The 24076-nt window shown below is 38.0% G+C and carries 21 protein-coding genes and 1 pseudogene; 3 read left to right on the plus strand and 19 right to left on the minus strand.

The window, feature by feature from the left end; genetic code table 11:
- Nucleotides 1-301: 301 nt before the first annotated feature.
- From AC1DVK_RS18985 to AC1DVK_RS19005, 5 genes are all read right to left on the minus strand, one after another.
- Nucleotides 302-2437 (minus strand): ATP-dependent Clp protease ATP-binding subunit, encoded by a 2136-nt coding sequence (locus AC1DVK_RS18985; RefSeq protein WP_410862159.1) that lies wholly within the window; start codon nt 2435-2437, stop codon nt 302-304.
- Nucleotides 2438-3213: 776 nt separating this feature from the next.
- Nucleotides 3214-3657, minus strand: coding sequence for a C40 family peptidase (locus AC1DVK_RS18990; RefSeq protein WP_286140782.1), 444 nt, complete (start codon nt 3655-3657; stop codon nt 3214-3216).
- Nucleotides 3658-3882: 225 nt separating this feature from the next.
- A complete protein-coding gene (locus AC1DVK_RS18995) occupies nt 3883-4509 on the minus strand; it encodes a metal-dependent hydrolase (protein WP_377406093.1) in 627 nt (208 codons plus the stop codon).
- 498 nt (nt 4510-5007) lie between these two features.
- A complete protein-coding gene (locus AC1DVK_RS19000) occupies nt 5008-5865 on the minus strand; it encodes a hypothetical protein (RefSeq protein WP_477627123.1) in 858 nt (285 codons plus the stop codon).
- Nucleotides 5866-6166: 301 nt separating this feature from the next.
- Nucleotides 6167-7060, minus strand: a complete 894-nt coding sequence (locus AC1DVK_RS19005) for a selenium metabolism-associated LysR family transcriptional regulator (protein WP_089362286.1) — start codon at nt 7058-7060, stop codon at nt 6167-6169.
- A gap of 133 nt (nt 7061-7193) precedes the next feature.
- On the opposite strand from AC1DVK_RS19005, the gene AC1DVK_RS19010 reads away from it, so the two are divergent.
- The gene (locus AC1DVK_RS19010; protein WP_477627141.1) at nt 7194-8219 is read left to right on the plus strand and encodes a YeiH family protein; all 1026 of its coding nucleotides are present in this window, start codon (nt 7194-7196) and stop codon (nt 8217-8219) included.
- A gap of 23 nt (nt 8220-8242) precedes the next feature.
- On the opposite strand, the gene speD is transcribed toward AC1DVK_RS19010, so the two are convergent.
- From speD to AC1DVK_RS19040, 6 genes and pseudogenes are all read right to left on the minus strand, one after another.
- Nucleotides 8243-9079 (minus strand): adenosylmethionine decarboxylase, encoded by an 837-nt coding sequence (gene speD / locus AC1DVK_RS19015; RefSeq protein WP_477627124.1) that lies wholly within the window; start codon nt 9077-9079, stop codon nt 8243-8245.
- 186 nt (nt 9080-9265) lie between these two features.
- Entirely contained in the window at nt 9266-9928 is a 663-nt protein-coding gene (locus AC1DVK_RS19020; protein WP_477627125.1) for an ABC transporter permease, read from the minus strand.
- A 17-nt stretch (nt 9929-9945) separates the two neighbouring features.
- Nucleotides 9946-10863 (minus strand): osmoprotectant ABC transporter substrate-binding protein, encoded by a 918-nt coding sequence (locus AC1DVK_RS19025; RefSeq protein WP_477627126.1) that lies wholly within the window; start codon nt 10861-10863, stop codon nt 9946-9948.
- A gap of 11 nt (nt 10864-10874) precedes the next feature.
- Entirely contained in the window at nt 10875-11528 is a 654-nt protein-coding gene (locus AC1DVK_RS19030) for an ABC transporter permease (protein ID WP_061463282.1), read from the minus strand.
- Nucleotides 11529-11540: 12 nt separating this feature from the next.
- Nucleotides 11541-12686 (minus strand): betaine/proline/choline family ABC transporter ATP-binding protein, encoded by a 1146-nt coding sequence (locus AC1DVK_RS19035; protein ID WP_477627127.1) that lies wholly within the window; start codon nt 12684-12686, stop codon nt 11541-11543.
- A 203-nt stretch (nt 12687-12889) separates the two neighbouring features.
- A pseudogene (locus AC1DVK_RS19040) lies at nt 12890-14042 on the minus strand (acyl-CoA dehydrogenase family protein).
- Here AC1DVK_RS19040 and AC1DVK_RS19045 point away from each other — a divergent pair.
- A complete protein-coding gene (locus tag AC1DVK_RS19045) occupies nt 13969-14262 on the plus strand; it encodes a hypothetical protein (protein ID WP_477627142.1) in 294 nt (97 codons plus the stop codon). The pseudogene AC1DVK_RS19040 and the gene AC1DVK_RS19045 overlap by 74 nt on opposite strands.
- A 214-nt stretch (nt 14263-14476) precedes the next feature.
- Here AC1DVK_RS19045 and AC1DVK_RS19050 read toward each other — a convergent pair whose 3' ends face one another.
- From AC1DVK_RS19050 to AC1DVK_RS19075, 6 genes are all read right to left on the minus strand, one after another.
- Entirely contained in the window at nt 14477-14611 is a 135-nt protein-coding gene (locus AC1DVK_RS19050; RefSeq protein WP_477627128.1) for a hypothetical protein, read from the minus strand.
- Nucleotides 14612-14613: 2 nt separating this feature from the next.
- Entirely contained in the window at nt 14614-14814 is a 201-nt protein-coding gene (locus AC1DVK_RS19055; protein WP_477627129.1) for a hypothetical protein, read from the minus strand.
- A 290-nt stretch (nt 14815-15104) separates the two neighbouring features.
- Nucleotides 15105-16370, minus strand: a complete 1266-nt coding sequence (locus AC1DVK_RS19060; protein WP_477627130.1) for a glutamate-5-semialdehyde dehydrogenase — start codon at nt 16368-16370, stop codon at nt 15105-15107.
- A 21-nt stretch (nt 16371-16391) separates the two neighbouring features.
- Nucleotides 16392-17507 carry a glutamate 5-kinase gene (gene proB, locus AC1DVK_RS19065; RefSeq protein ID WP_477627131.1) on the minus strand — a complete coding sequence of 372 codons (1116 nt, stop codon included), beginning with the start codon at nt 17505-17507 and terminating at the stop codon, nt 16392-16394.
- A 49-nt stretch (nt 17508-17556) separates the two neighbouring features.
- Entirely contained in the window at nt 17557-18399 is an 843-nt protein-coding gene (proC, locus tag AC1DVK_RS19070; RefSeq protein WP_477627132.1) for a pyrroline-5-carboxylate reductase, read from the minus strand.
- A 977-nt stretch (nt 18400-19376) separates the two neighbouring features.
- The gene (locus AC1DVK_RS19075; RefSeq protein ID WP_061463294.1) at nt 19377-19922 is read right to left on the minus strand and encodes a helix-turn-helix domain-containing protein; all 546 of its coding nucleotides are present in this window, start codon (nt 19920-19922) and stop codon (nt 19377-19379) included.
- A gap of 150 nt (nt 19923-20072) precedes the next feature.
- Here AC1DVK_RS19075 and AC1DVK_RS19080 point away from each other — a divergent pair, with 150 nt between their 5' ends.
- Nucleotides 20073-21434, plus strand: a complete 1362-nt coding sequence (locus AC1DVK_RS19080; RefSeq protein WP_477627133.1) for a D-serine ammonia-lyase — start codon at nt 20073-20075, stop codon at nt 21432-21434.
- A gap of 694 nt (nt 21435-22128) precedes the next feature.
- Here the strand turns inward: AC1DVK_RS19080 and AC1DVK_RS19085 are convergent.
- Nucleotides 22129-22398, minus strand: a complete 270-nt coding sequence (locus AC1DVK_RS19085; protein WP_477627134.1) for a hypothetical protein — start codon at nt 22396-22398, stop codon at nt 22129-22131.
- 353 nt (nt 22399-22751) lie between these two features.
- Complete coding sequence (locus tag AC1DVK_RS19090; RefSeq protein ID WP_477627135.1) at nt 22752-23543, minus strand: phosphotransferase; 792 nt, start codon at nt 23541-23543, stop codon at nt 22752-22754.
- Nucleotides 23544-24076 lie beyond the last annotated feature (533 nt).

Below are 24076 nucleotides of genomic sequence, written 5' to 3' on the forward strand. Positions count from 1 at the left end.
TCCATTGAAATTCCCATATTAGAACAGGAATTTTTTATTTAAAATCAAGGGTGAATCTTATCGTAAGCTATTATTCCGCAGATATTACCCTTCAAAACATCCTCACTGCAGATTATATTGAAGATTCAGAACTCAATAAGCGGATTTTACAGTTCAAATTACCAAATGCTCCATGTGATTCCAGTTCCGGACTGGACCTTTGCTATCCTTTTGAATGGACATTATAAAAAGTAAAACCTGAAAAAGATAAAAAAATGCCTCCATAACAGTTTTACGGTCTTGGAGGCATTTCTAGTACTCTTTATGGTGTTTTAATAATTTTCACAGAAGTACCTTCCACAATTGCAGTGAAGTTCTTAACTTCAGGCTGCTCAAAGATAAAATCAGTGATGCCGTCTTCGAGCTGTTCTTGAAGAACACGGCGGAGCGGTCTCGCTCCGAAAGTTGGATGATATCCGAGTTCAATTAGCCTTTGTTTCGCTTCATGAGTTACATCTAAAGACAAACCATTTGCTGCAAGTGTTTCATCAAGTTCTTGAATCATGATATCAACGATTTGAAGAAGATCTTCTTTCTTTAAAGCTGAGAATTCAATGATACTATCAAAACGGTTCAGGAATTCCGGTTTGAAGAAACTGCCTAATGATTGGAGGATTGATGCTTCTTCTACAGCAGTACTTGTACCTGTACCGAATCCCATTACTTTTTGTTTTTCACCGACTCCAGCGTTACTTGTCATGATAATCACTGTATCTTTAAAAGCTACTGTCCTGCCTTGACTGTCCGTTAACCGGCCATCTTCCATGATTTGAAGGAACATATGCATTACATCTGGATGAGCCTTTTCGATTTCATCCAATAAAATAATACTGTAAGGTTTGCGGCGAACTTTTTCAGTCAATTGTCCCGCTTCCTCGTGTCCTACGTATCCAGGAGGAGAACCGATTAATTTAGAAACACTATGTTTCTCCATGAATTCACTCATGTCAAGACGGATCATCGCTTCCTTGTCCCCGAATAATTCCTCAGCTAGAGTTTTCGCCAATTCGGTTTTACCGACACCTGTTGGACCAACAAAAAGGAAAGATCCGGTTGGACGTTTTTTGGATTTTAGCCCGGCACGACTTCTTCGGACGGCCTTAGAAACCTTTTTGACAGCCTCTTCCTGCCCGATGACCTTTTTCATAAGTTCCTCTTGAAGATTGACCATTCTTTCTTGCTCATCTTCTTGCAGCTTACCTACAGGAATACCAGTCTTTTGTTCGATGATATTTTGAATGTCTTCAACGTTAACGGTTGGTTTAACTGCATTTTCTCCAGCCTGTAAAGATTTTTCCAATTTTTCTTCTTCATCACGAAGAACTGCAGCTTTTTCGTATGCTTCTTCTTTTAAGGCCTTTTCTTTTTCTTTATAGATTTGCGCCAGGCGCTCTTTCATGTGTTCTACCTGGCCGTCTTCAATGGTCAAGTTCAACTTGGAACCTGCTTCATCCATCAAGTCGATTGCCTTGTCCGGCAAGAATCGATCTTGAATGTAACGGTTCGAGAGTTCAACAGCCGCTTTTAGTGCTTTCTCACTATATGTGACTCCATGATAAGATTCATAACTTTCTTTTAAACCCTGTAAGATGACCAATGTCTCAGCTGTTGTCGGCTCATTAACCTGTACAGGCTGAAAGCGTCTCTCAAGGGCACCATCTTTTTCAATTTTCCTATATTCAGATAAAGTGGTGGCTCCGACAAGCTGAAGTTCCCCGCGTGCAAGTGCTGGTTTTAAAATATTTCCTGCATCCATTGACCCTTCGGCTGAGCCCGCACCCACAAGTTGGTGAATTTCATCGATGAATAAAATGACATTTTTTCTTTCCTGTAATTCACTGATCAATTGCTTCATTCGTTCTTCGAATTGACCTCTAATTCCAGTATTCGAAACAAGTGACGCGACATCAAGCATATATACCAGCTTATTACGTAATTTACCAGGCACTGAACCTTCAGCAATGGCTAAAGCCAGACCTTCAGCAATGGCTGTTTTACCAACTCCGGGTTCACCAATTAAAACTGGATTATTTTTATTACGTCTATTAAGGACTTCGATGACACGTTTTATTTCTTCATTTCTTCCGATAACCGGATCAATCAGTCCTGCTCTAGCAACATCGGTCAGATTGCGGCCATACTCTTCAAGCAATCCTCCGCCATCATTGTGTTCAACGGAATCCGGTTTAGGAACTTCATTATAATTAAATGGATTGAATGAATTTAGGGATCCGTTATATTGGAAATGCCCTGTATCCATTCCCCCCATCGCTGCTCCAAGTTTACTTCGCTCTTCTTTATAACAAGTGGAGCACAGTTTAACTTCATGCTCCTGACCATTCATATTAAGATGTACTTGAATATTAGCTTGGTTTACATGGCATTTTTCACAAAGCATGTAGTACTCCTCCTTTAGTATTAATATTGGTAATTTCACAAAAAACTTTGACCTTCTTTGACTTTATGTTTTTATTATACATTGACCTTCTTTGACTTTCAAGATTTTTGTCTGGGAATTTTTTTGAAATAAATTAAAAACTCCCTCGGTTTGGTTTGCTAAGCATATTAAACTATCCATTTCCAGTCAAATAAAAAGATTCTATGTATCCTCTTAGTATATTCAGTCATGATTGATTACTTCGTTCAGGATAACCATAGCCTAAACTATTAACAAAACACCAATTCACCCTTTTTCAGGACTAATAATAGTCTTGTCCTCATGCCTCAGCCACTCTCATTTTTTAATACAAAAAAAGAGACTTCATTAAGTCTCTTACCGACTGTAGACAAACTCGATGAAAATTATCTACAATTTTTTAGGGTCTTTTCAAATTTGATCGTTGCCACCAGGCACTCGATTTCCGTATGCGGTCCTCCCTCGGTGCGTTTTTCCTGCCGGAATCTCGATCACCTGTTCCAATCTACTTTGTTTTAACTTTTAGATAGAACACTTTTTCCTACAGTCTTTTTTGTTTTTAAAAATAGTAGTATTAAAACCTGAGGTCATAAAGATGCTTTCTTATAAGTCCCCTCGTTGTCCAACCCATGCCATGCTTTCCTTATAACTGCTTCAATTCCAATAAAAAATCAAAAAGGTTTCGGAATGATACCATTCCGAAACCTTTTTGACTACAAACTGAAAGAGTTTTTTATATTAAGGTTGATTTTCTTCTATTATATACGTTTCGCACCAATATACTTTGGCTTCCAATAACTATTATTGGTTTTAGCATATGACACTCCTTTAGATGATGCAGAGTGTATGAATTCATTGTTTCCTATGTAAATAGCCACATGTGTAGGTTTTTTCGCTTTATTTGGTGCAAAAAACATTAAGTCACCTTTTTGCAGGCTTTTGACTTTCTTTCCTTTTTTATATATGTCAGCGGCGGTTCTTGGTAAATTCTTACCAGCCTTTTGATATGAATACTTCACTAAACCTGAGCAATCAAAACCTGAAGAAGAAATGCCACCCATTTTATATTTTGTACCTAATTCACTTTTAGCCACTTTAATCGCTTTTGTATGATATGAAGCAGCTTCCACTTGGTCCCCAGCAAAGGATGCGGTTACAAGCATGATAGCCAATGACAATCCGACGACAATTTTCTTAAACAAATTTTTTACCCCCTGATGTGATTTGCTAAACCTAATATACTAGAATGGGTATATCACTCGCATCACAGGATCCTTACAAATATGTTACATTTAGTAGATATAGGAAGAATGACCATATAAAACATAAGAATAAGTCGAATCAAGCTTCCAACATCCGCCTATTTGAAAGCACCTATTTTAAAACTTACTATTCCTCATGGAAAAACAGCGGTAAGAAAACCACTGTCAAAATTCTTTTGTGAAAAATGGTAGAAATAACTTTACCCCACGTTTGTTAAAAGGTAAACATTTCAAATCTGCAATTAAATGACTTATGTATCCGAATAAACAAGTAGTCAAAATTCCGTCAATCCCCATAAAGGCTTCGAATTGAAAAGCAATGATGCCAAAGAAAGCGATACCGGCAATCGAATGGGTATAACTTCTATGTGGTGTAAAGGATGCCAGGATTATATAGGCGCCTAACAGCCACAACCAGCTTTCCTGCAAAGATATACCGCCGCCTAAAACCGCTAATCCAGTCAAGGTCAGCATATGCCTTTGTCTCATGAATGATGAAATGATGATGATTCCGATTCCTGCTCCTACACCGATCCACTTTTCCTTATCAGTGCCTTCCAAAAGACTATAAATGATCATTAATATACCAATCGTTTGTGCTATCGTTCGGATAAACTTATGTGAAAAAGTAATCCTATTACTTAACTTCCCATCAATATCCATATCGGGCATAAGGCCTGAAATCCCCCCAATGCCAACCAAGAATAAAGTGGTCGTTGGATCTGTTTGAAGTGTGTTTGCCGTTAAGAATCCAACTGTTGCCCCTAATGCCATGTGTGCTGTACCGTTCACTGTCTCTCTCCTGTCCTACTAAGAAGTAATCGCTGTTACCAAGAAACGAATGTTTGTTCGAATCCCAGCATTCTAACTATACAATATTTTTAATAAAATATCTTTATATTTTATAAAAAAGCCGTAGTAATCAATAATTAGTGCTTATAAATTCCTCGTTCTAATTAAAATCAATTCTTCTAGAATGTCTATAATTCCTTTGCTTAGGTAATTTTCAACAATTAAAACCGCAAAAAATTTTTCTGTGAATAGAGGTATTTCATGAAATTTTATCCGTCATATGAATATACTAATCTATAAGGGGAGTGATTCAGATAGCTTTTTTAAATGCCTTCAATAATTTWAAAAAAGGGAAAAAGTCCAAGAAAATAAAGAACATGGATTTTCGGGAACAACACGTAAATAAATCGTCAGAGCTCATTGGAAATAATGTAATTGTACAAAATATTATTAACAATCACCTTTCCAAAAAAAATAACCACTTGTAGGGTGGTTTTTTTATTTATTATCGGAAAGCTCTTCATTTTTTTCCATTTTCTCGCTCACACCATAAATATAGTTATACTGCAAATAGTAATCATATATGACATTTTGCAGGATCTTAAGCAGTGATTTATCAAATGTATCGAATTCAGTTTGATAGCTATTTAAGACAGTGACAAATTTCCCGTCCATGTTTTCAAAATAATGGAGAAGAAAATTCTTGTAAAATTCACTATCACTATTGCTTTTATTCGTTATGCACGGATCACCGGTTTGGATAGACTTATCAAGCATCGCTTTGATGGATTTAGGCAGCTTCGCTTTCTTGAACTGGTTCAAGGTATAGATATCATAGGTAAAGGAAAGCCCTAATTGATTGGAATAAAAGTCCATGGCACTGTCCAATGTATAAATTAAGGGGGTTTTAAAGTCCTTGCTGTTGGCAATTTCCTCTGATATTTCCAATTGATATTCCTCTGATGTTAAATACGCAGCAAATTTCATTTTCGAACTGCTCACGCTGAACACCTCATAAACGGCTGCATCTTGTTTTTCAATTTCAATTTCTATATTAAAAAACTTAAAGTGCTTTAAACGGTAAAAAGCAATCGGTGCTAATAGGAAAAGCAGTATCCATACAAGGTAAAGGAATAACGTGTTAAAGATAATTTGATAAAATTCTGAAGTTACGATCGGCTCGATGATTAATGTAATCAATGTATGTTCAAAGCCCTCAGAAATAGGGGGATTCTGTGTAATTACCGGACCAACAGCTTCCTCTGGCTTATTCCAAGTTTGGATACCTAAATGAGACATCGCAACAAGCGTATATACAAAAATTAAAATAGTTCCAATCACATATAATTTTGGCATGAACCCTATAATTCTGTCGAAAACAGAAATCCGCTTATCTTTCTGCTCTATAGCCAATGTGGTTGCTCCTTTTAAGATTAATAAATGCGGAAAAGTCCTACAGGGACTGAAAAGTTCCTGGAGACTACCTATTTAATTTATATGTTGGTAATTATGTTAAAATACGTAAAAATTGTTTATTGATTGACATATACCATAATACTTTCGACGTTTTCATTAAAATTAAAAAAAATTCGTCATTCAATAAAAACCCATCCCCTTCATTCATGAAATGTAAAGGATGGGCTTAAAGTGTAAGGTTTTATTTAGGATGACCCTTTATCGCAAAGTCTTCTACCTTCCTTAAAAATAGATCCATGGCTTTTGATGCTTCAAAGTCTAACTTTTTCACGATTGAAAAAGGTCTTATAATGGGTTCATTTTTCAAATGAAAGGTTTTCAATTCATTGGATTTCAATTCTTTTTGTACAGTCAAACGGGATAACAAGGCAATGCCAAGTCCGGCCATCACCGCTTCTTTCACTCCTTGGATACTGGTGAAAATAAAGGTTTTCTTTATGTTTAGTTCCAGACTGCTCAGAAGTTTATCCGAATATGTACGGGTCCCCGATCCTTGCTCCCTAAGCACCCATGTTTGGTTTTGGAGCAATGTGCCCTCGATGATATCCGTCTGTGAAAGTGGATGAACCGGGGGGACGACGACAATCATCTCGTCATTCATGAAGGGTCTGACATCAATATCTTTATAATCCGTTTCCCCTTCTATCAAGCCTATATCAAGCTTATTCGAACGTATTCCTTGTATGACTTCATTAGAATTCGAGATGATGATTTGTATGTCCACCATCGGATATTGAGCCGCAAATTCTGCTAAAACTTTTGGAAGGTAGTATTCCCCTATCGTGAAGCTTGCACCTATTTTCATCGTTCCGCTAACCACGTTATTAAATTCATTTATTTCTCTTATTGCTGTCTCATAATGATCAAGCATTTGCTTTGCATGTCTATATAAAATTTTTCCCGGCTCTGTTATTTGAACTTGTTTGGGAGAACGATAAATTAATTTCGTTCCTAACTCATTTTCCAGATTCTTAATATGGAGACTGACTCCTGGCTGCGACAGGTTCAGAATATCCCCAGCTTTAGAAAAGTTTTTCTGTTCTATCACGGTTACGAATACTTTTAAAGGATCCATGGTTACCTCCTTATTTACCTATGCATTCTATTTTATCATAAGTAGAAGTAATCATTGAAATAGCAAAAATATATTTCACTTATTCTTAATTAAGCTTTAAAGTAAAGGCATCAACATAGATGGAGTGATCACACTGGAACGAACAGAGGTTGAAACTAGAAAACTTGGATTTACAAAAGGAATAGCTTTAACTTTGCTAATTGCTATTGCAGCTAAATACTTAGCAGAGCTTCCATTCCTTCATATATTGGGACAGCTAGTCATTGCGATACTGATTGGTGTTGTTTGGAAATCGATTATCGGCGTACCCGCTTACGCCGTCGCTGGGACAAATTATTCTAGTAAAGTCCTTTTGAGAATGGGCATTATCTTATTGGGGATGCGCTTGAACCTGAAGGATATTTTTAACGCCGGCCCGAAAACGTTTGCTGTTGGAGCCATTAGTCTAATATTTGCTATATTGGTAGTTTATGGGTTGGCCCGTCTATTTAAAGTGGAAAAAAAGCTAGGCTTACTGACAGCTTGTGGTACAGCAATTTGTGGAGCTGCTGCAGTCCTCGCAATTTCCTCCCAAATTAAAGCAAAAGAAAAAGATACAGCAATAGCTGTAGCGACGGTTGCTGTTTTAGGTACAACCTTCACTTTCGGTTACACGATCCTTTATCCCTTTTTGGGGTTATCCGATCCAGGTTACGGTATATTTTCGGGTGCGACACTACATGAAATTGCTCACGTCATCGCTGCTGCAGCACCAGGGGGAAATGAAGCAGTCGACTTAGCAGTCATGGTCAAATTGACTAGGGTGGCCCTGCTCATTCCCGTAGCCCTTTTAATTGGATTCATCATGAGTTGGAAAGAGCGATCAACAGATAAGGGAAAGAGATTTTCCTGGAAGTCCATTCAGATACCTTGGTTTATTTTTGGATTTCTATTAATGAGTGCCCTCTACTCTACAGGGGTAGTTCCTGAACTTATAGCCGAAAAACTTGTTATGCTTTCCTATATCCTCATGGCTATGTCCATGGCAGGACTAGGATTGAATATTGACCTTGTCACTTTTAAAAAATATGGCGGCAAACCTTTTATTGCTGGATTGATTGGCTCAATTTTATTAACGTGTCTCGGTTATGTATTGGTTCATGTTTTCCAGTTAAATTAATATTTCACTTAAACAAGCATCCCTTAATCGGCATGCTTGTTCTTTTCTGTTAGATGCGGTACATTGGCACCATAAAAAATTTCGTCCATCTCCGTTTGAAGCCTTTCTATTATTACCTGCCTTTCTTCTGTTTTCAGCTTTTCCTCTGTATAACCGAATAAGTAATTATTAATATCGAATCTTTTCAGCTTACATTTTGTATGGAATATATTTTCCTGGTATACATTCACATCAATCATGTCATATAAACCCTTTACTTCATCAGGAATATAGTTTTGAATGGAATTAATATCGTGGTCAATGAACAATTTTCGCCCATCTTTATCTCTCGTAAACCCTCTTACACGGTAATCAATCGTGATAATATCGGTATCGAAGGAATGGATCAGATAATTAAGGGCTTTAAGCGGTGATATTTCTCCACAAGTAGAGACATCGATGTCGGCCCTGAATGTGCTAATGCCTTCATTTGGATGGAATTCAGGGTATGTATGAACAGTAATATGGCTCTTATCCAGTTGCATGACCACATTATCAGGTAAGGGCCCTGGTGATTCCTCATAAGTTCCAGTAGGTACTTCGACGACAGGACCTTCTGAAACAAGAATGGTTACACTGGCGCCTTGAGGGACATAATCCTGCTTGGCCGTATTTAAAACGTGTGCACCTATTAAATCAGAAACGTTGTGCAAGATCTTCGAAAGCCTTTCTGCATTATATTGTTCATCGATATAATCCAGGTAGGCCTCTCTCTCTTCCCTGGTTTTTGTGTAGCAAATATCATACATATTAAAACTTAGAGATTTCGTAAGATTATTAAAGCCGTGAAGTTCAATACGCTGCTCTGGTGTAAGTTTCATGATTGATTCCCCTTATAATTTTTTACAACTATCCTTATAGTTACCCTTTTTCTGAAATAAAAAACTAAGCCGGTCAGTCCCTGCTTGTAACCTTTTAATCGGCAATGGTTATTTTTCTGGCCAAAAACCTAAGAATAAGAGCCATTGCAATAACATGCAATGGCTCTTTCAATGTCCTGGTTTGTTTTAGGCAGAATGAATTTTTTTCTTTTTTATCGGAGAAAGCAACCGTTCCAACCATCCTAGTAAGAGGTCTGACAGAATGGCCATCAATGCCGTCGGGATTGCTCCTGCAAGTATAATGGCCGTTCCATTAGATGCGTTCGTTCCCCTGACAATGATATCCCCCAGCCCTCCTGCCCCTACGAATGTCCCTACAGCAGTGACTCCAATTGCAACCACAAGAGCTGTGCGTAATCCAGCCATGATGACAGAGAGGGATAATGGCAGTTCGACCAGTCTTAGTAACTGGAGCTTCGTCATCCCCATTGCCTTGCCAGATTCTAAATAAGCATGATCTATACTTGTAATTCCGACATAAGTGTTCCTAAGGATTGGCAGTAAGGAGTATAAAAACAATGATAAGATAACTGTATTTGTTCCTAGCCCCATCACTAGCATAAGAAGAGCAAGCATGGCCAAGGCTGGTGTGGTTTGAATAACATTAGTTATGGAAAATACCCAATTACTCAATTTCTTATGTTTCGCGATGAAAATCCCCATCGGGATGGCTGCGATTGCAGCAAATAAAACTCCATAAGCGGACATTAAAAAGTGGCGATAAAACTCAGTAAGTACATACATCCAATTTTGAGAATAATACGTTCCCAGCTGTTGTAAGGTTTCCATTAGTTTGCACCTCCCATTTATTCAAAATATTTATGTGCTTTAAGGAATTCCGAAGCTACGACCGATGGCTCTTTCAAGTTCCCATCAACTTCATAGTTCAGTTCCTGCATGGTTTCAGTATTGATTTCGCCAATTAACTTGTTAAGTTCATCTTCAATTTCAGGGTATCGTTCCAATAATTCTCCGGTAACGACCGGTGAACAATCATATGGAGGGAAATATTGTTTATCATCTTCTAGAAGCATCAAATCATTAACCTTAATCCGTCCATCGGAAGAGTATGCAAGTACAATATCCATCTGACCATTTTTGACTGCATCGTATACCAGGCCAATCTGCATCGGATAAGTTTCCCCGAATTCCAATCCATATGTATTTACGAACCCTTTATAGCCATCCCCTTTTCTTTTCAGCCAAGCACTATCGACACCTAACCTTAAATTATCTGCATCCTTTTCCAAATCCGATATTTTCTTATAACCTTTTTCCTCTGCCAATTCATTTGAAATCGTAAAGGCATAGGTGTTATCGAAACCGTATGAATCAAAAAATTTGAAACCATATTGTTCTTTGAATTCCCTTTGAACAACTTCCATTGCCTTTACTGGGTCCTTTTCAATTTCCTGTCCCAGGACACTCGTTAAATCCGTCCCTGTATATCGAGTTGCGGCTATATCTATATCACCGCTCTCCATCGCTTTTTGCTGAACGAAATTCGAACCTAAGTTTTTGATGATTTTCGTATCAAGATCCGTATTCCGCTCTAGGAGTTGAGCGATCATGTTCGCCAGAATTTCGGATTCGGTCATACTTTGGGCACCGATCTTTACTGTAGTTTMAGAAGATGACCCCAATCCAGGTAAAGAACAGCCACTGATGAATAATGAACAAACTAAAAGGGCTATGAAAATTGAATTTCTCATTTTTTTATACATGCTATTCCTCCTCATGCAACTTCCTTCATACCTTTTAATCCTTTTGGTACGACTTTTCGTTCAATGATCGAGAATACATAATCCACCAGGATAGCCATGATAATTACAGGAACTGCACCTGCGACGATATATTCTGTTTGGTATAAATTCAATCCGATAAAAATGTAATCTCCAAGACCTCCTCCTCCAATAAAGGAAGCCAAGGTTGCCCAACCAATTAAATAGACGGAAGCCGTACGGATACCAGCCATAATGACGGAAAGTGCAAGCGGGAATTCAACCAGACGAATCCTCTCCCAGCTTGTCATCCCGATACCGCGACCGGATTCCAGCAGATTTTCATTTACGCCTTTAATACCTGTGTAAGTATTCCTGAGTATAGGTAAAACAGAATAGAAAAATAACGCAATAATTGCGGGTGTTTTCCCTACTCCGAGGAAAGGAATGAAAAAGGCTAGGACTGCCAGGCTCGGCAATGTCTGCATAATGTTTGCAATTCCGATTATTATGGATGCGCTCCTTTTCATTCGGGTCAACATGATGCCTAATGGTACGGCGACTATTATTCCAAGTAAAACAGCGATCATGGATATATATAAGTGCTCCCATGCCTTATAAATAAATTCTTGCCAGTTCGTTTGTAAAAAATCGAGCAATGTTTCCATCTCATACACCTCCTAGAACATTTCTGCCACTTGATTTTCTACCTCTCCCCATATACTGTCGTATACGATGTCTACCAATGTTGCCCTAGTGACAATTCCGACCAAATGTTTATTCTGGTCAACAACAGGCACATATTTGAATCCCCGTTTTAATATCTTCTGAACGGAATCACGAATTAATGAATCCTGCTTTACTGAATAGACTTCAGTATTGATGACTTCGCTGATAAATTTTGCTTTTTTTCGGTATTCACTGATCGTTTCAACATCTACGAACCCTTTCAGAACATTTTGCTCATCGACCACAAGTAAAGAATCGACCCTTTTCTCGCGCATTATCGTAATAGCATCCGTAAGGGATTTTTCCTCAGTAATGGATATGGGATTACGGCTCATGATTTGTTCTACCAATTCAACATTTGGTCTTGTTTGAAGCAATCGATCTTTACCAATGAATTCTTCCACGAACTCATTGGCTGGGTATCGGAGGATTTCATCCGGTGTTCCCACTTGGACGACTTCACCAGCCTTTAAGATGACGATCCTGTCGGCTAGCTTAATGGCTTCATCCATATCATGGGTAACAAAAACGATTGTTTTATCAAGTGTGCGCTGCAGATTTTTAAATTCCTCCTGAAGGGCATCGCGGGTGATTGGATCTAGTGCTCCAAAAGGTTCATCCATTAAAATGAGTGGGGGATTTGAAGCAAGGGCTCTCAGAACGCCAATCCTTTGTTGCTGCCCGCCGCTCAATTCGTATGGATACCTTTCTAAATACTCGGGTCCCATATCGACAAGCTGAAGCAATTCCAGTGCACGTTCTTTTTTCTTCTGGTCATTCCACTTAAGAAGTTTTGGAACGAGGGTGATATTTTCAAGAATCGTCATGTGTGGGAAAAGTCCGATTTGCTGGATAACGTACCCGATCTGTCTTCTTAACTCAACTGGATCTTTATACATTATATTTTCCCCATTAATAAGTATCTTTCCTTCAGTTGGTTCGATTAGACGGTTAATCATTTTCATTGTCGTTGTTTTGCCACATCCACTCGGACCAATGAAGCAAATGAACTCTCCTTTTTTAATATCCAATGATATATTCTTTACAGCTTTCTTTCCTCCCTTATAGATTTTCGATACATTTTCAATTTTTAACACAACAAGCACCTCCATCATTCGCATACAATTACAATTTTTACAAATATGTTACTTTTTATATGCACAGTCTCTTATACCCAGAAAAAAACTACATAAACCATTTTAACAAAAAAAACTAGTTCATTTTAATTATATTGAATAAATGGAATAAAAAAACTACCTCATTTTAAGGTAGTTAATAGATTTAAGTTATTAAAAATGAATTATAACCCAATATTTTTAGCAATGAGGATTTTCAGGATTTCATCTGACCCTGTATAGAATGTTGTCACAGGAATGTCCCGATGACGCCGGGCAATTTTAAAGTCACCCATATTTCCGTATCCATCATGTAACTGCATGCACTTTTCAGATATTCGCTTAGACATCTCAGTGATCCAATATTTAGCCATCGATACTTCCGTTATGATCTTCTCCCCTTTCATATGTTTACAGATCAAACCATCAACAAACGTTCTTCCCAACTGAATATCGGTCGCTATTTCAACGATGGTAAACTGTGCATTTTTTAATTTACTAATTTTCTTACCAAATGCTTTTCGTTCTTTAATAAAATTCACGGTTAAGTCGAGCATGTCTTTAGCTGCCATTAAAGACCCAATCGCACACATAAGCCTTTCCTGCTGCAGTTTTTGCATTAAATATGAAAGGCCTTTACCTTCCTCCCCAAGAAGGTTCCCAATAGGGACAGAGGCATCATCGAAAAATAGTTCTGCAGTTTCTGAACTTTCCTGGCCTTCTTTGTCAAGTTTTCTTCCTCGTGAAAACCCTGGTGTATCTTTATCAATGAGCAACAAACTGATTCCGTCATGAGAAGGAACAGCATCTAGATCAGTTTTGCATGCTACTATCAAGAAGTCAGCGTTAAAGCCATTTGTAATAAACGATTTCGCTCCATTGACAATATAATATCCATCTTTCTTGATGGCTGTGGTTCGAATATTCGCTAATTCAGAACCCAGCCCTGGCTCTGTCACTGCAAAGGCAGAAATCATTTCTCCAGTAATGAACTTGGGTAAATATCTATGTTTTTGATCTATTGTGCCGAATGAAGCAATATATGGGGCCACAACATCAGAGTGAATTGATATTCCTCCTAAGGCTGATCCAACCATTTCCAGTTCCTCTGCCAGTACAACTGAATATCCAAAATCTGCTCCCGCCCCACCGAACTCTACATCAAGCCATGTACATAAAAATCCGTTATCCCCAATCTTTTTCCAAAACAAGCGGGGTATCCCCCCCCTCTTTTTCCCACTGATCATAATAGGGGGAAGCCTCCTTGTGGAGAAATTCACGAATTGATTGTTTAAATAATAAGTGTTTTTCAGTGAGGAAGGAACGTGAATCCTCCATATTGATCGCCATCGAGCTAACCATGGGTAAACCTCCATTCGCCAATGATTTTTTTGATACAATCCATTACCATGAACAAGATAAATATGTTATTTACCTCGATGTATTCGGTTACAATAAAAATCATCAAACGGTAAATTGGCCTACAATATTCATGTTCAACAAAAATAATGAATTCCCTTTTAAAAATCTATTTTTAACAAGTGGAATTATTTTTTGATTATAAATGCTTAACTGCTAAATTATTTATTTATTTTATATTCTAACGAGGTTATTTTTGAAATATTTTGTCTTAATTTTTTTATAAGGGTAGCGTCACATTGCCATCAAGTTAAAGTTTTGTAGGATCCCCAGTACGAAATTTTAGAAGTTTCTTGTGACTTATAAGCTCAGTTTATCGTTTTTTGGGGACGCGGTACCCTTTCTTAATCAACTTACTGCCGTTTATAGTCTGATACAAAATTTCTTATTTCTTGTATCGGTATTTCCAAATTAATAACCCTTTTAATGAGTTCAATCCATTCTTTATCAAGTTCTTCTACTGTATCGTTTGCCTCCATACTTAGCATTACTATTCCCCTATCAGAATCAGCGGGTAACCCCCAGGTATCTTTCTCACACCAGATTCACCTTCTTTTTCTTGATTCCCCTGTGATTCTTCGTGTAGTAGTTCCGACTGCTCATATAGGCTTTTAGCTATCTGATAGTCATCGAAATCCACTTTTAAATCTATCTGTAATTTTCCTTTTAATTCGCGATTTGACTTTTTCAATTCCTCTAAACTTTTTATGTAAAAGAGTTTTGAAAACCTCGGTTTTATATTTTCCCAGTGAAAATAAATAAGATATCACACCATTGCAACAAATCTTCACGGTATTGTTTTTGTTCTTCTATAAACAGCTTTAAAAGCATATCCCGCATCGGCTAACACGTGCTCAATGTTCAAGATAAGAAAGCTGTTATGCCTTTAAGCAAAGGATTTTTGCGTATTTTTTTCTGATTTCCGCAAAAAAAGACCACCCTTACTAAAAAGGATGATCGGTCCTGTTGAAAATAGACTTCTTACCTAATCTGCCCATTCCCACTCATCATATATTTAATCGTTGTCAGTGCAGGCAATCCCATCGGTCCGCGCGCGTGAAGCTTTTGGGTTGAGATGCCGATTTCTGCCCCAAAGCCGAGTGCTCCTCCATCTGTAAATCTAGTGGAAGCATTGTGGTATACTGCGGCTGCATCCACTAATTGCATGAATCGCTTAGCCGTATCATCATTTTCTGTAATGATAGCCTCTGAATGCTTTGTGCCGTACTGATCAATATGCTCAATGGCTTCATCTAGACTGTTGACCGTTTTAACTGCAAGATCTAAGCTTAAATATTCGTTGGCCCAATCTTCTTCGTTTGCAGGGATTACATTGAGCAAGACTGCAGCTGCTTCTTGATCACCGTGAATCGTAATGCCATATTCCTTTAACGTTTCTGCAAGGAGTTCTTTATTTTCACTCAGCCAATCTTTATGAACGATAAGTGTTTCCGCTGCATTGCATACAGCAGGACGATCTGTCTTGGCATTGATAATTATGTTTAAAGCTTTTTCTGTCTCAGCTTCTTTATCAAAATAGATGTGGCAATTTCCTACACCTGTTTCAAGGACCGGAACCGTCGCATTTTCTACAACCGCCTTGATTAAAGAAGCACCGCCTCTAGGAATCAAAACGTCGATATGCTCCTTCATGGTAAATAACTTCTGAGTTGTCGCACGGTCTGTTGAAGCAATGAATTGCACGGCTTCTTTAGGTATCTTTGTTTTTTCAAGGGCGCGGTGCATCACTTCAACAATCATTTTGTTGGATGAAAGCGCGGATGATCCTCCTTTCAGCACAATTGCATTACCTGATTTCAATGCAAGTCCTGCCGCATCTGCCGTTACATTTGGACGTGCTTCGTAAATCATTCCAATGACACCAAGGGGAACGCGTACCTCTTGCACTTTCAAACCATTTTCAAGCGTCCAGTCGGAAAGAACATCACCCGTTGGATCCGGAAGAGCAGCAACCTGGCGCAGTCCCTCTGCAAAGTCCTTGACTCTTTCTTGAGTTAGTGCAAGACGATCCATATACGCCTGGTCAAACCCTTTTTCTCTTCCTTTTTTCAAATCTTTTTTATTTGCGTCCAAAATGATTCCATATTCTTTTTCTAATTCATTCGCTACAATTCTAAGTGCATCATTTTTTTCCTCAGTTGTCAGCATGCTTAATATTTTCGCTGCTTTTTTCGCTGAGATTGCCTGTTCTTCCACCGTCATTGGTTTAAGCGATGCAACACTCATCAAAACCCCTCCTGTAAGTTTTTAGCTTGGCACCTTCATTGAGAAATCGAGAGAACATACAAACGTCTCTTGATCAATAGCTGCCGCCGTTTCGTTTTTAGTTTCTTGTGTCAGCTGTTCAGTTGAAAAGTTAATTCTGCCGAGACCGAATTCTTCTCCCTCTTCGTCAAGGATGGTCACAACGGCCCCATCGTTAAATCTTCCGTTCACTTCTTGAATATCGATTGGATATATATTTCTCTGCTGATCAATTATGGCTGTTTTCGCTTTTTGAGAAATGATGATTTTGCCCTCAGGACCTGAATGAAACGCAATCCATTGCTTTTTCTTATCAAGGTTAAAGGCATTCGGTTTCGGCTCAAAATACGTACCTCTGGCAGTGCCCTTCACTGCATCCATCAGGATATCCCTTGTGCTTGATTTCCCTAAAAAGGACTGAATGCCGGATGCCATCGCAATTTTAAAGGCTGCAATTTTTGATTTCATGCCGCCTGTACCGACTGGGCTTCCTGTTCCCCCAGCTGCTGCTTCAATTTCAGGTGTGATGGCATCTACTTTTTTAAGCAATTTCGCATCTGGATTATTGTTCGGATTGTCATTAAAAAGTCCATCAATATCAGATAAAATAATCAGGAAATCAGCACCAATCAGCGCGGCCACCTTAGCAGACAGCGTATCATTGTCTCCAAATTTCAATCGATCGACTGTGACTGTATCATTTTCATTTACAATCGGAATAATTCCGCGTTCCAATAAGACATTCATCGTATTTTTCATATTGCCATAGCGTGTTTCATCGGAAAAATCACTTCTTGTAATTAAAAGCTGTGAAGCGACGTATCCGTGAGATAAAAAGAGTTCTGAGTAAGATTCCATTAATAGACCCTGTCCGATGGAAGCTGCTGCCTGCTTTTCAGGTAAGGCAGATGGACGCTTGATGCACCCTAACTTACGATAGCCCGCTGCTACTGCTCCAGAGGAAACTAAAACCGTTTCATATCCGGCATCCTTTAGCACTACAATCTGATCCGCCAGCTTCTCAAGTTTTCTGCGGCTTAGCTCACCATGCATGCTGGTCAGTGAACTGCTTCCAATCTTAATAACAACTCTCTTTATCTGTTTCTTTTCTTTGAACATCCTATCCCTCCTGATTTTTCTCTTTTAAACCTACATTCTTAAACTCTGATTAAGACGTCACCAATGCTACTTCCATCTCTTCATTCAGTTCTTTCGAACGTTTCGCCGCTTGATGAATCGCCTGTGAAATGGCTCTGCCGCCATTATTTTTCCGTAAAGCAGCTAGTCCGGATGCTGTCGTTCCATTTGGTGAAGTGACCTTCTCTCTGAGACTTGCCGGTGCTTCGTCGTTCACCAAAATCATCTTGGCTGCGCCTAAAATCGTTTGGGCGACAATCTCACGAACCATCGCTTCATCCATCCCCTTTTCAACGCCAGCGTGTTCCATATGCTCCATTAAATAATAGAAGTATGCAGGTCCGCTTCCTGCAATTCCTGTAAAAATATCCATTTGCTCTTCCTCAATTAAGAACACTTTTCCCATACAGCCAAGCAATTCTTTCACTGCTATCACATTGTCCATCCCTGTATGTCTTCCCGGACATAACGCAGTTGCCGACTCCCGGATCATGCTCGACGTATTCGGCATCAACCGCACAACCTGCTGTCCAAGCTGTAGATGATTTTCCATAAATTCAGTGGAAATGCCCGCTAATACAGAAATCACAACTTGATCCACTCTTACTTTATCTTTGAGTGCATCGAGAGCATCTGCTGCTCCCTGGGGCTTCATTGCCAAAATAAAGAAATCAACTTCTTCATATGGCAATGCATCCTGATGGACCGCATGAACTCCATACACGTGATTCATTTCCTCTAGTCGCAGTTGATTGCTGCGATTTGTCACATAAATTCTCTCTGCTGGTATGCTCCCAACCTGCACAATTCCTGAAATCATCGACTCTGCCATCGAACCGGCTCCTAAAAATGCAACAATTTTATCTCTCAACATTATGCCCCCCTAAAAATTCATTGTTCGTAATTCCGTTCGTATTTTTCAACCTTTTTATCGTAACATGCTGAGATTTAGATTCAAGGGAAGAGAGGACATTCATAAGGAAAAGGCCGAGATAGTGAAAGGAAGCGTTTTCATCCGATGCTTACATGCCAGTAAGGTCATTTAATCAGGGATAATCCGCTGTAATCGGGGTATTTGCGGATATTTTAGGAAGAAAAACGAAATAAAACAATTCAGTAGCTGTTTTCTCGTTCGAAATAATATATTAAAAATTAGCGAACGTTCGAAAATGATTTTTGTGGGTTTACAAACGCTCAAAACAGTTGTTTGTAATCAAAAATTCCCCATTCATAAAAGTATCTTTTATGAACGGCAGCGACAATGCTATATTACCTATTTCAGAATTTTTATACGTTAAGAGAATTTTCAACTTAAAAAGTCGATCTCCACTACGTGAACTGCACCCCAATTGTTAGTTGTGTCTAACAATTGGGGTGCAGTTCAACGTTAAGAAATCGACTTTTTTTACTTTTTCTTAAAGAACAAACTCCCCCGTTAGCCATTTATGAAGCGCAAAAATCAGCGCTTCACCACAGAGAATGAAAATTGATCTCTATGTCGATACTGTTTTAATGGCTGGCGAAGTATCCGTTAGTCTACCTCCAACGATCCAACGTTACCATCGACTGTCGCTCCCTTTAAGGTAGCACTCATGGGGGATTAATCCATTTTTTGTCGTCGCCCTAGCCTCTACTTAATTTGCTATAAATGGAGGTTTTTGTTTAACGATTTACCAAACTCAATCATATCGCTCATAAATCTCAGCCTTTTTATTGGGTCTATTTTGTTGTTGCTGTGGTTTTTTCTAGATTTTGTGCTTTTTTAATTTTCATGGGAGTTCATTAAGAAAAGCGAGTCTTCTTCAATAATCGCGTCTGTTTGTTAAAATATTACACTCGACATTTTTCACATTAAAACGCAGGTGGGGTAACTGAAAATAATACAACAGCATTTTGACTAAAATTATTTTCCCATTTATGTTTCAAATTTGCTGGTATTTTCACACTATCACCAGCTTCTAAAAGATATTCTTCTTCGCCTAAATACAGCTTAATTTTCCCTTCCAAAATAAATGCTACTTCCTCTCCTTTATGTTCTAGAAGATTTTCTGACGAAGAAATATTGGAAGGAACTTTCATAATCGCTGTTGCTAAATTACCCGTAAAATCAGGTGACAATAACTCATAAGACAAATTATCAATGATCATTTTCTTACGTTTACCGGATCTAACGATCAAGTCTTCCGTATTTATTTCTTCAAGTAAAAAACTAAAAGTTGGAACATTCAGGGTTTTAGCTAAAACCTTTAGGGTTTGAATAGAAGGATTCGCCAAACCTCGTTCAATTTGGCTTAACATTGAAGGTGTAATTTCAGCTAATTTTGCCAACTCTCTACTACTCAATCCTTTAGCTTTTCTATATTTTTCAACTTTCTTACCAATATCTATATTTTCCATAATCAATACTCCTTAACAAGTTGTTAAATTTCATTTAAAAAAGGTAAATATAAATTAACACAAAGATGATTATATGTTAAACTGTATTAAATTTTATTTAATTATAATTTACAAAACAACTTGTTACAAGAAATGAGGAGGATCAAGCAAATGAAAGAGATTGAAAGCAAAGAAATACAAACATGGAAAGACCAATATCCATTACTAAACAAGCTCATTTCGATGGATGAAGTATTTTGGCTGAATCCAAATGTCGAAAAATTTCAAACGGGAATAAAAAAATCCTCCCTTACTCAAGAAGATGTAAAAGATGCAGAGGAACGGTTGAAGCGTTTTGCTCCATATATCGCCAAGGTTTTCCCTGAAACAAAAGGAACGAACGGTATCATAGAATCTCCCTTAGTGAGAATTCCTGCCATGAAACAATCCTTAGAACAGGATTATCAACAACCTATATCAGGAGAATTATTACTAAAATGTGATAGTCACCTTCCTATATCAGGATCTATTAAAGCAAGAGGCGGGATTTATGAAATTCTCAAACATGCTGAAGAATTAGCTTTTCAACATCAATTGTTAACAAAACAAGATGATTATTCGATTTTAGATAGTGATAGATTCCGGACCCTTTTCTCAAAATATTCAATCGCGGTAGGCTCGACTGGAAACTTAGGACTTAGTATTGGCATCATCAGTGCAAAGTTAGGTTTTAATGTTTCTGTTCATATGTCAGCTGATGCAAAACAGTGGAAAAAAGACTTGCTTAGAAGCAAAAATGTCAAAGTTATTGAATATGAAGCTGATTATAGTAAAGCTGTAGAGGAAGGCCGAATCCAAGCAGATAGTGATCCAACATGTTATTTTGTGGATGATGAAAATTCTCACGACCTATTTTTAGGATATGCAGTGGCTGCATCTCGATTGAAAAAACAATTAGAAGAGCTAGAGATAATAATAGATGAAAATCATCCTTTGTTCGTTTACCTTCCATGTGGAGTAGGTGGTGGCCCTGGAGGCGTAGCTTTTGGTTTGAAATTATTGTACCAAGACCATATTCACTGTTTCTTTGCAGAACCTACCCACTCACCATGTATGTTACTCGGTTTAATGACTGGACTTCATGATAAAGTTTCTGTACAAGATGTTGGTATCGATAATGTAACAGACGCGGATGGACTTGCTGTAGGAAGGCCATCAGGGTTTGTGGGTAAAACTATGGAACCTTTTTTAAGTGGCAATTATACGGTTAGCGATGAACAGTTGTATAAGTTGCTAAAAGAACTAGTCGATACAGAGGGGATCCATTTAGAACCTTCTGCACTAGCAGGCATGATAGGACCAAGTAAATTATGTAAAGAGGGCATCAATTATTTACAAAAGCATAGTTTAACGGAAAAGATGAGTGAAGCTACACATATTATTTGGGGGACTGGTGGAAGCATGGTTCCTGAAGAAATGATGACGCAATATTATCAAAAAGGGTTGAAATTAGCGTTAGAGAAACAGAAGTAATTTTACACGAGGTAGTTTAACCCTGTCAGTTTGTAGACCAAAAGGTTTCGGAATGTTCTCATTCCGAAACCTTTTTGATTTTTTATTGGATTTGAAGCTGTTATAGAAAATAGCTGACCTCTCCATTATTTAGACCTTTTCTGGCCCTCGCAAGTCCAGTTGGCCCTCTTCTAAGAGAGCTTTTATGTTCTCTCTTAGCGTTTTATGGTCTGTACAGGTATGATCTATTCCGCAAGATCTTTCCCAAACAGGGGCCAGAACAAAAAACGCGCATATGGTACGCTGAGCAAATTTGAATATAAGATTGATTGATAAAATCGAAATCACGTCACAATCCGTATACATCACGCTTTTGCTTATAATTTGAATTACATATGTTTTTATAAGGAGTTTGCCCAGTATGCCACTAGAATAATAATGATTACAGTAACAATAACAAGCAGTTTTTTACTGTAATTTCTATCTTCTTTCTATATCCTTATTTTCTCTCTATATTTCATTTGTACCTTTTTCTTTTTATCATCTAATTTCATATTGCAGGTAGACTCCTTAATGAAGATTATTAAGTTGATTTTTTACCATAAAAAATCACATTCATACTTCAACTACCCTGCCCCTTTCGTGCCATAAAAAAAAGGCTACGGCAGCAACCTTCCTTATTGACGTAAAGCACCTTTCCAGTTGAATAACTAATTTAAAATCCATTACCCTGGAATACTATTCTCATTAATTCGATGGCAATAAAGTAAACGAAACCAGCAAATATACTAAGACCTAAAGCTAACTTTCTCCAAAGTCCTTTCTCACTGAGAAAAGAAAAAGAGAACGATATAATGATTCCACATATCATTAATACACGAAAAGTTGTTACTCCAGGATCAATTACTTGTGTTATATTCGCAGTAAAAAAACAAATAACCGAGATAATTAAAGCAAGCGAAATAGCCCCTAAATATTTTGTCATCATTCGCCACCCTTCTCCTCTAAACTAATTTACTAAATTGTGGTTAATATGTATATTTTCATTTGATTATCTAGCCCAATAGTTTCATAAAGAAAAGCTTACTTAAAGACCCCTCAATCTTCAACGAATGCACCGTTAGCCATTAATGAAGCGCAAAAATCAGCGCTTCACCACAGAGAATGAAAATTGGTATCTATATCGATACTGTTTTAATGGCTGGCGAAGAAGGTCGTCGAACTATGTGCCTTTGAGCTCATCCGTTAGTCTGGCTCCGGCGACCACGGTGTACCACCGACTGTCGCGCCCTTTTTGTGCTTTTTTAATTTTCATGGGAGTTCAACAAAAGCCTACCCTTAAATCCACTCTTTTCCATGTTCACAAATGAATTTAATATCGTTTTGGTATTGTTCAAGATGCCCTTCATCTTTCATCTTTTGAAATGCAATGTCACCTTCACTGGCTTTTTTTGTAATTGTTTTACATAACCCCTCTAATCGTAGCAATACCATTTCCAAATAATCTTCGTCTATTCCTTCACCGTAAGATTTAAAAAACAATCTAACTCTTTGTTTTATACGGTTAGCATGCTGTAATGAATTATAATAAACTCTTTCACCTGTTTCAGAAAGGTAAAATCTACTTAAGGGGACGCAATTATAAAGAGAATAAGCCATGTCCCAAAGTCTTGGACCAGGTCCAGCAACATCGAAATCAATAATACCTATTGGTCTTTCATGTTTAAAAATAATGTTGTATATCGCAAAATCATTATGGCATAGTACCTCAAATTGTTGGGGGGTGTTATCTATCGATTCCCAGCTATCATCAAATGAAAAATCACTGACAGAATCATGATAAAGTCGGAGCATTTTCGCTATTTCTATTAAGACATCATTAGACCGCATGTATTCTTTTAAAGGATAATTACCAGCTTCTCCTTCAATAAATGATAATATCTCCCTTCCTTTTTCATCAATACCTAACAACTTTGGGGCATAACTGAAACCTTTGTTCTCCAAATGCTTTAATAGCTTATGAATTTTGGGACTATCTGGCTTTAATTCTCGTCGCACAGTATCTCCCGAACGATAAACCCTAGAGACATTCCCTCCTGTTAGCATTTCTTCGTTTTCATGGTTTGACATCTAAATATCCCTCCTTGATATGACTTTCTATAAACCATAAAATAAATCCTGTTTGTTAAACTAATCTCTTTCAATTTATACCGGGACAAGGTACTTTGGGAGATTCCGATTTCCTTAGAGCTGCCTCTAAAATGGATTAATCCCCGATCCATTCTTTCCTTTATAATCGTTACAGGATAAACCTGCTTTTCTGCAACCATTCCCTGGTTGTAACAGTCTCCCTGTCCGTCATACCATTCAACAAAGATCATCTCCCATTCCCRTGATTTCATTAGGTGGGATTATTTGGAAACGCACCTTCAACCAGGTGTTATGTTTTTACCTTATACCCACAGCCTTAATGATTCCATCCTTCTTCAAATTGTTCTCTAATCCTTGAACCATATCGCGGATTCACTTCCGAATTCATGACTTTTATAAGCCCTTTGCCTCTCCTGTTATGATAAGCCCTGAGATAGCCCGTACTCCTCTGGCGAATCCTCCATTGCCAGGACATGTACTGGATAACCGTTTAGGGTATCTTTACTTAATTG

Source organism: Peribacillus sp. P4_B1, from assembly GCF_056402395.1.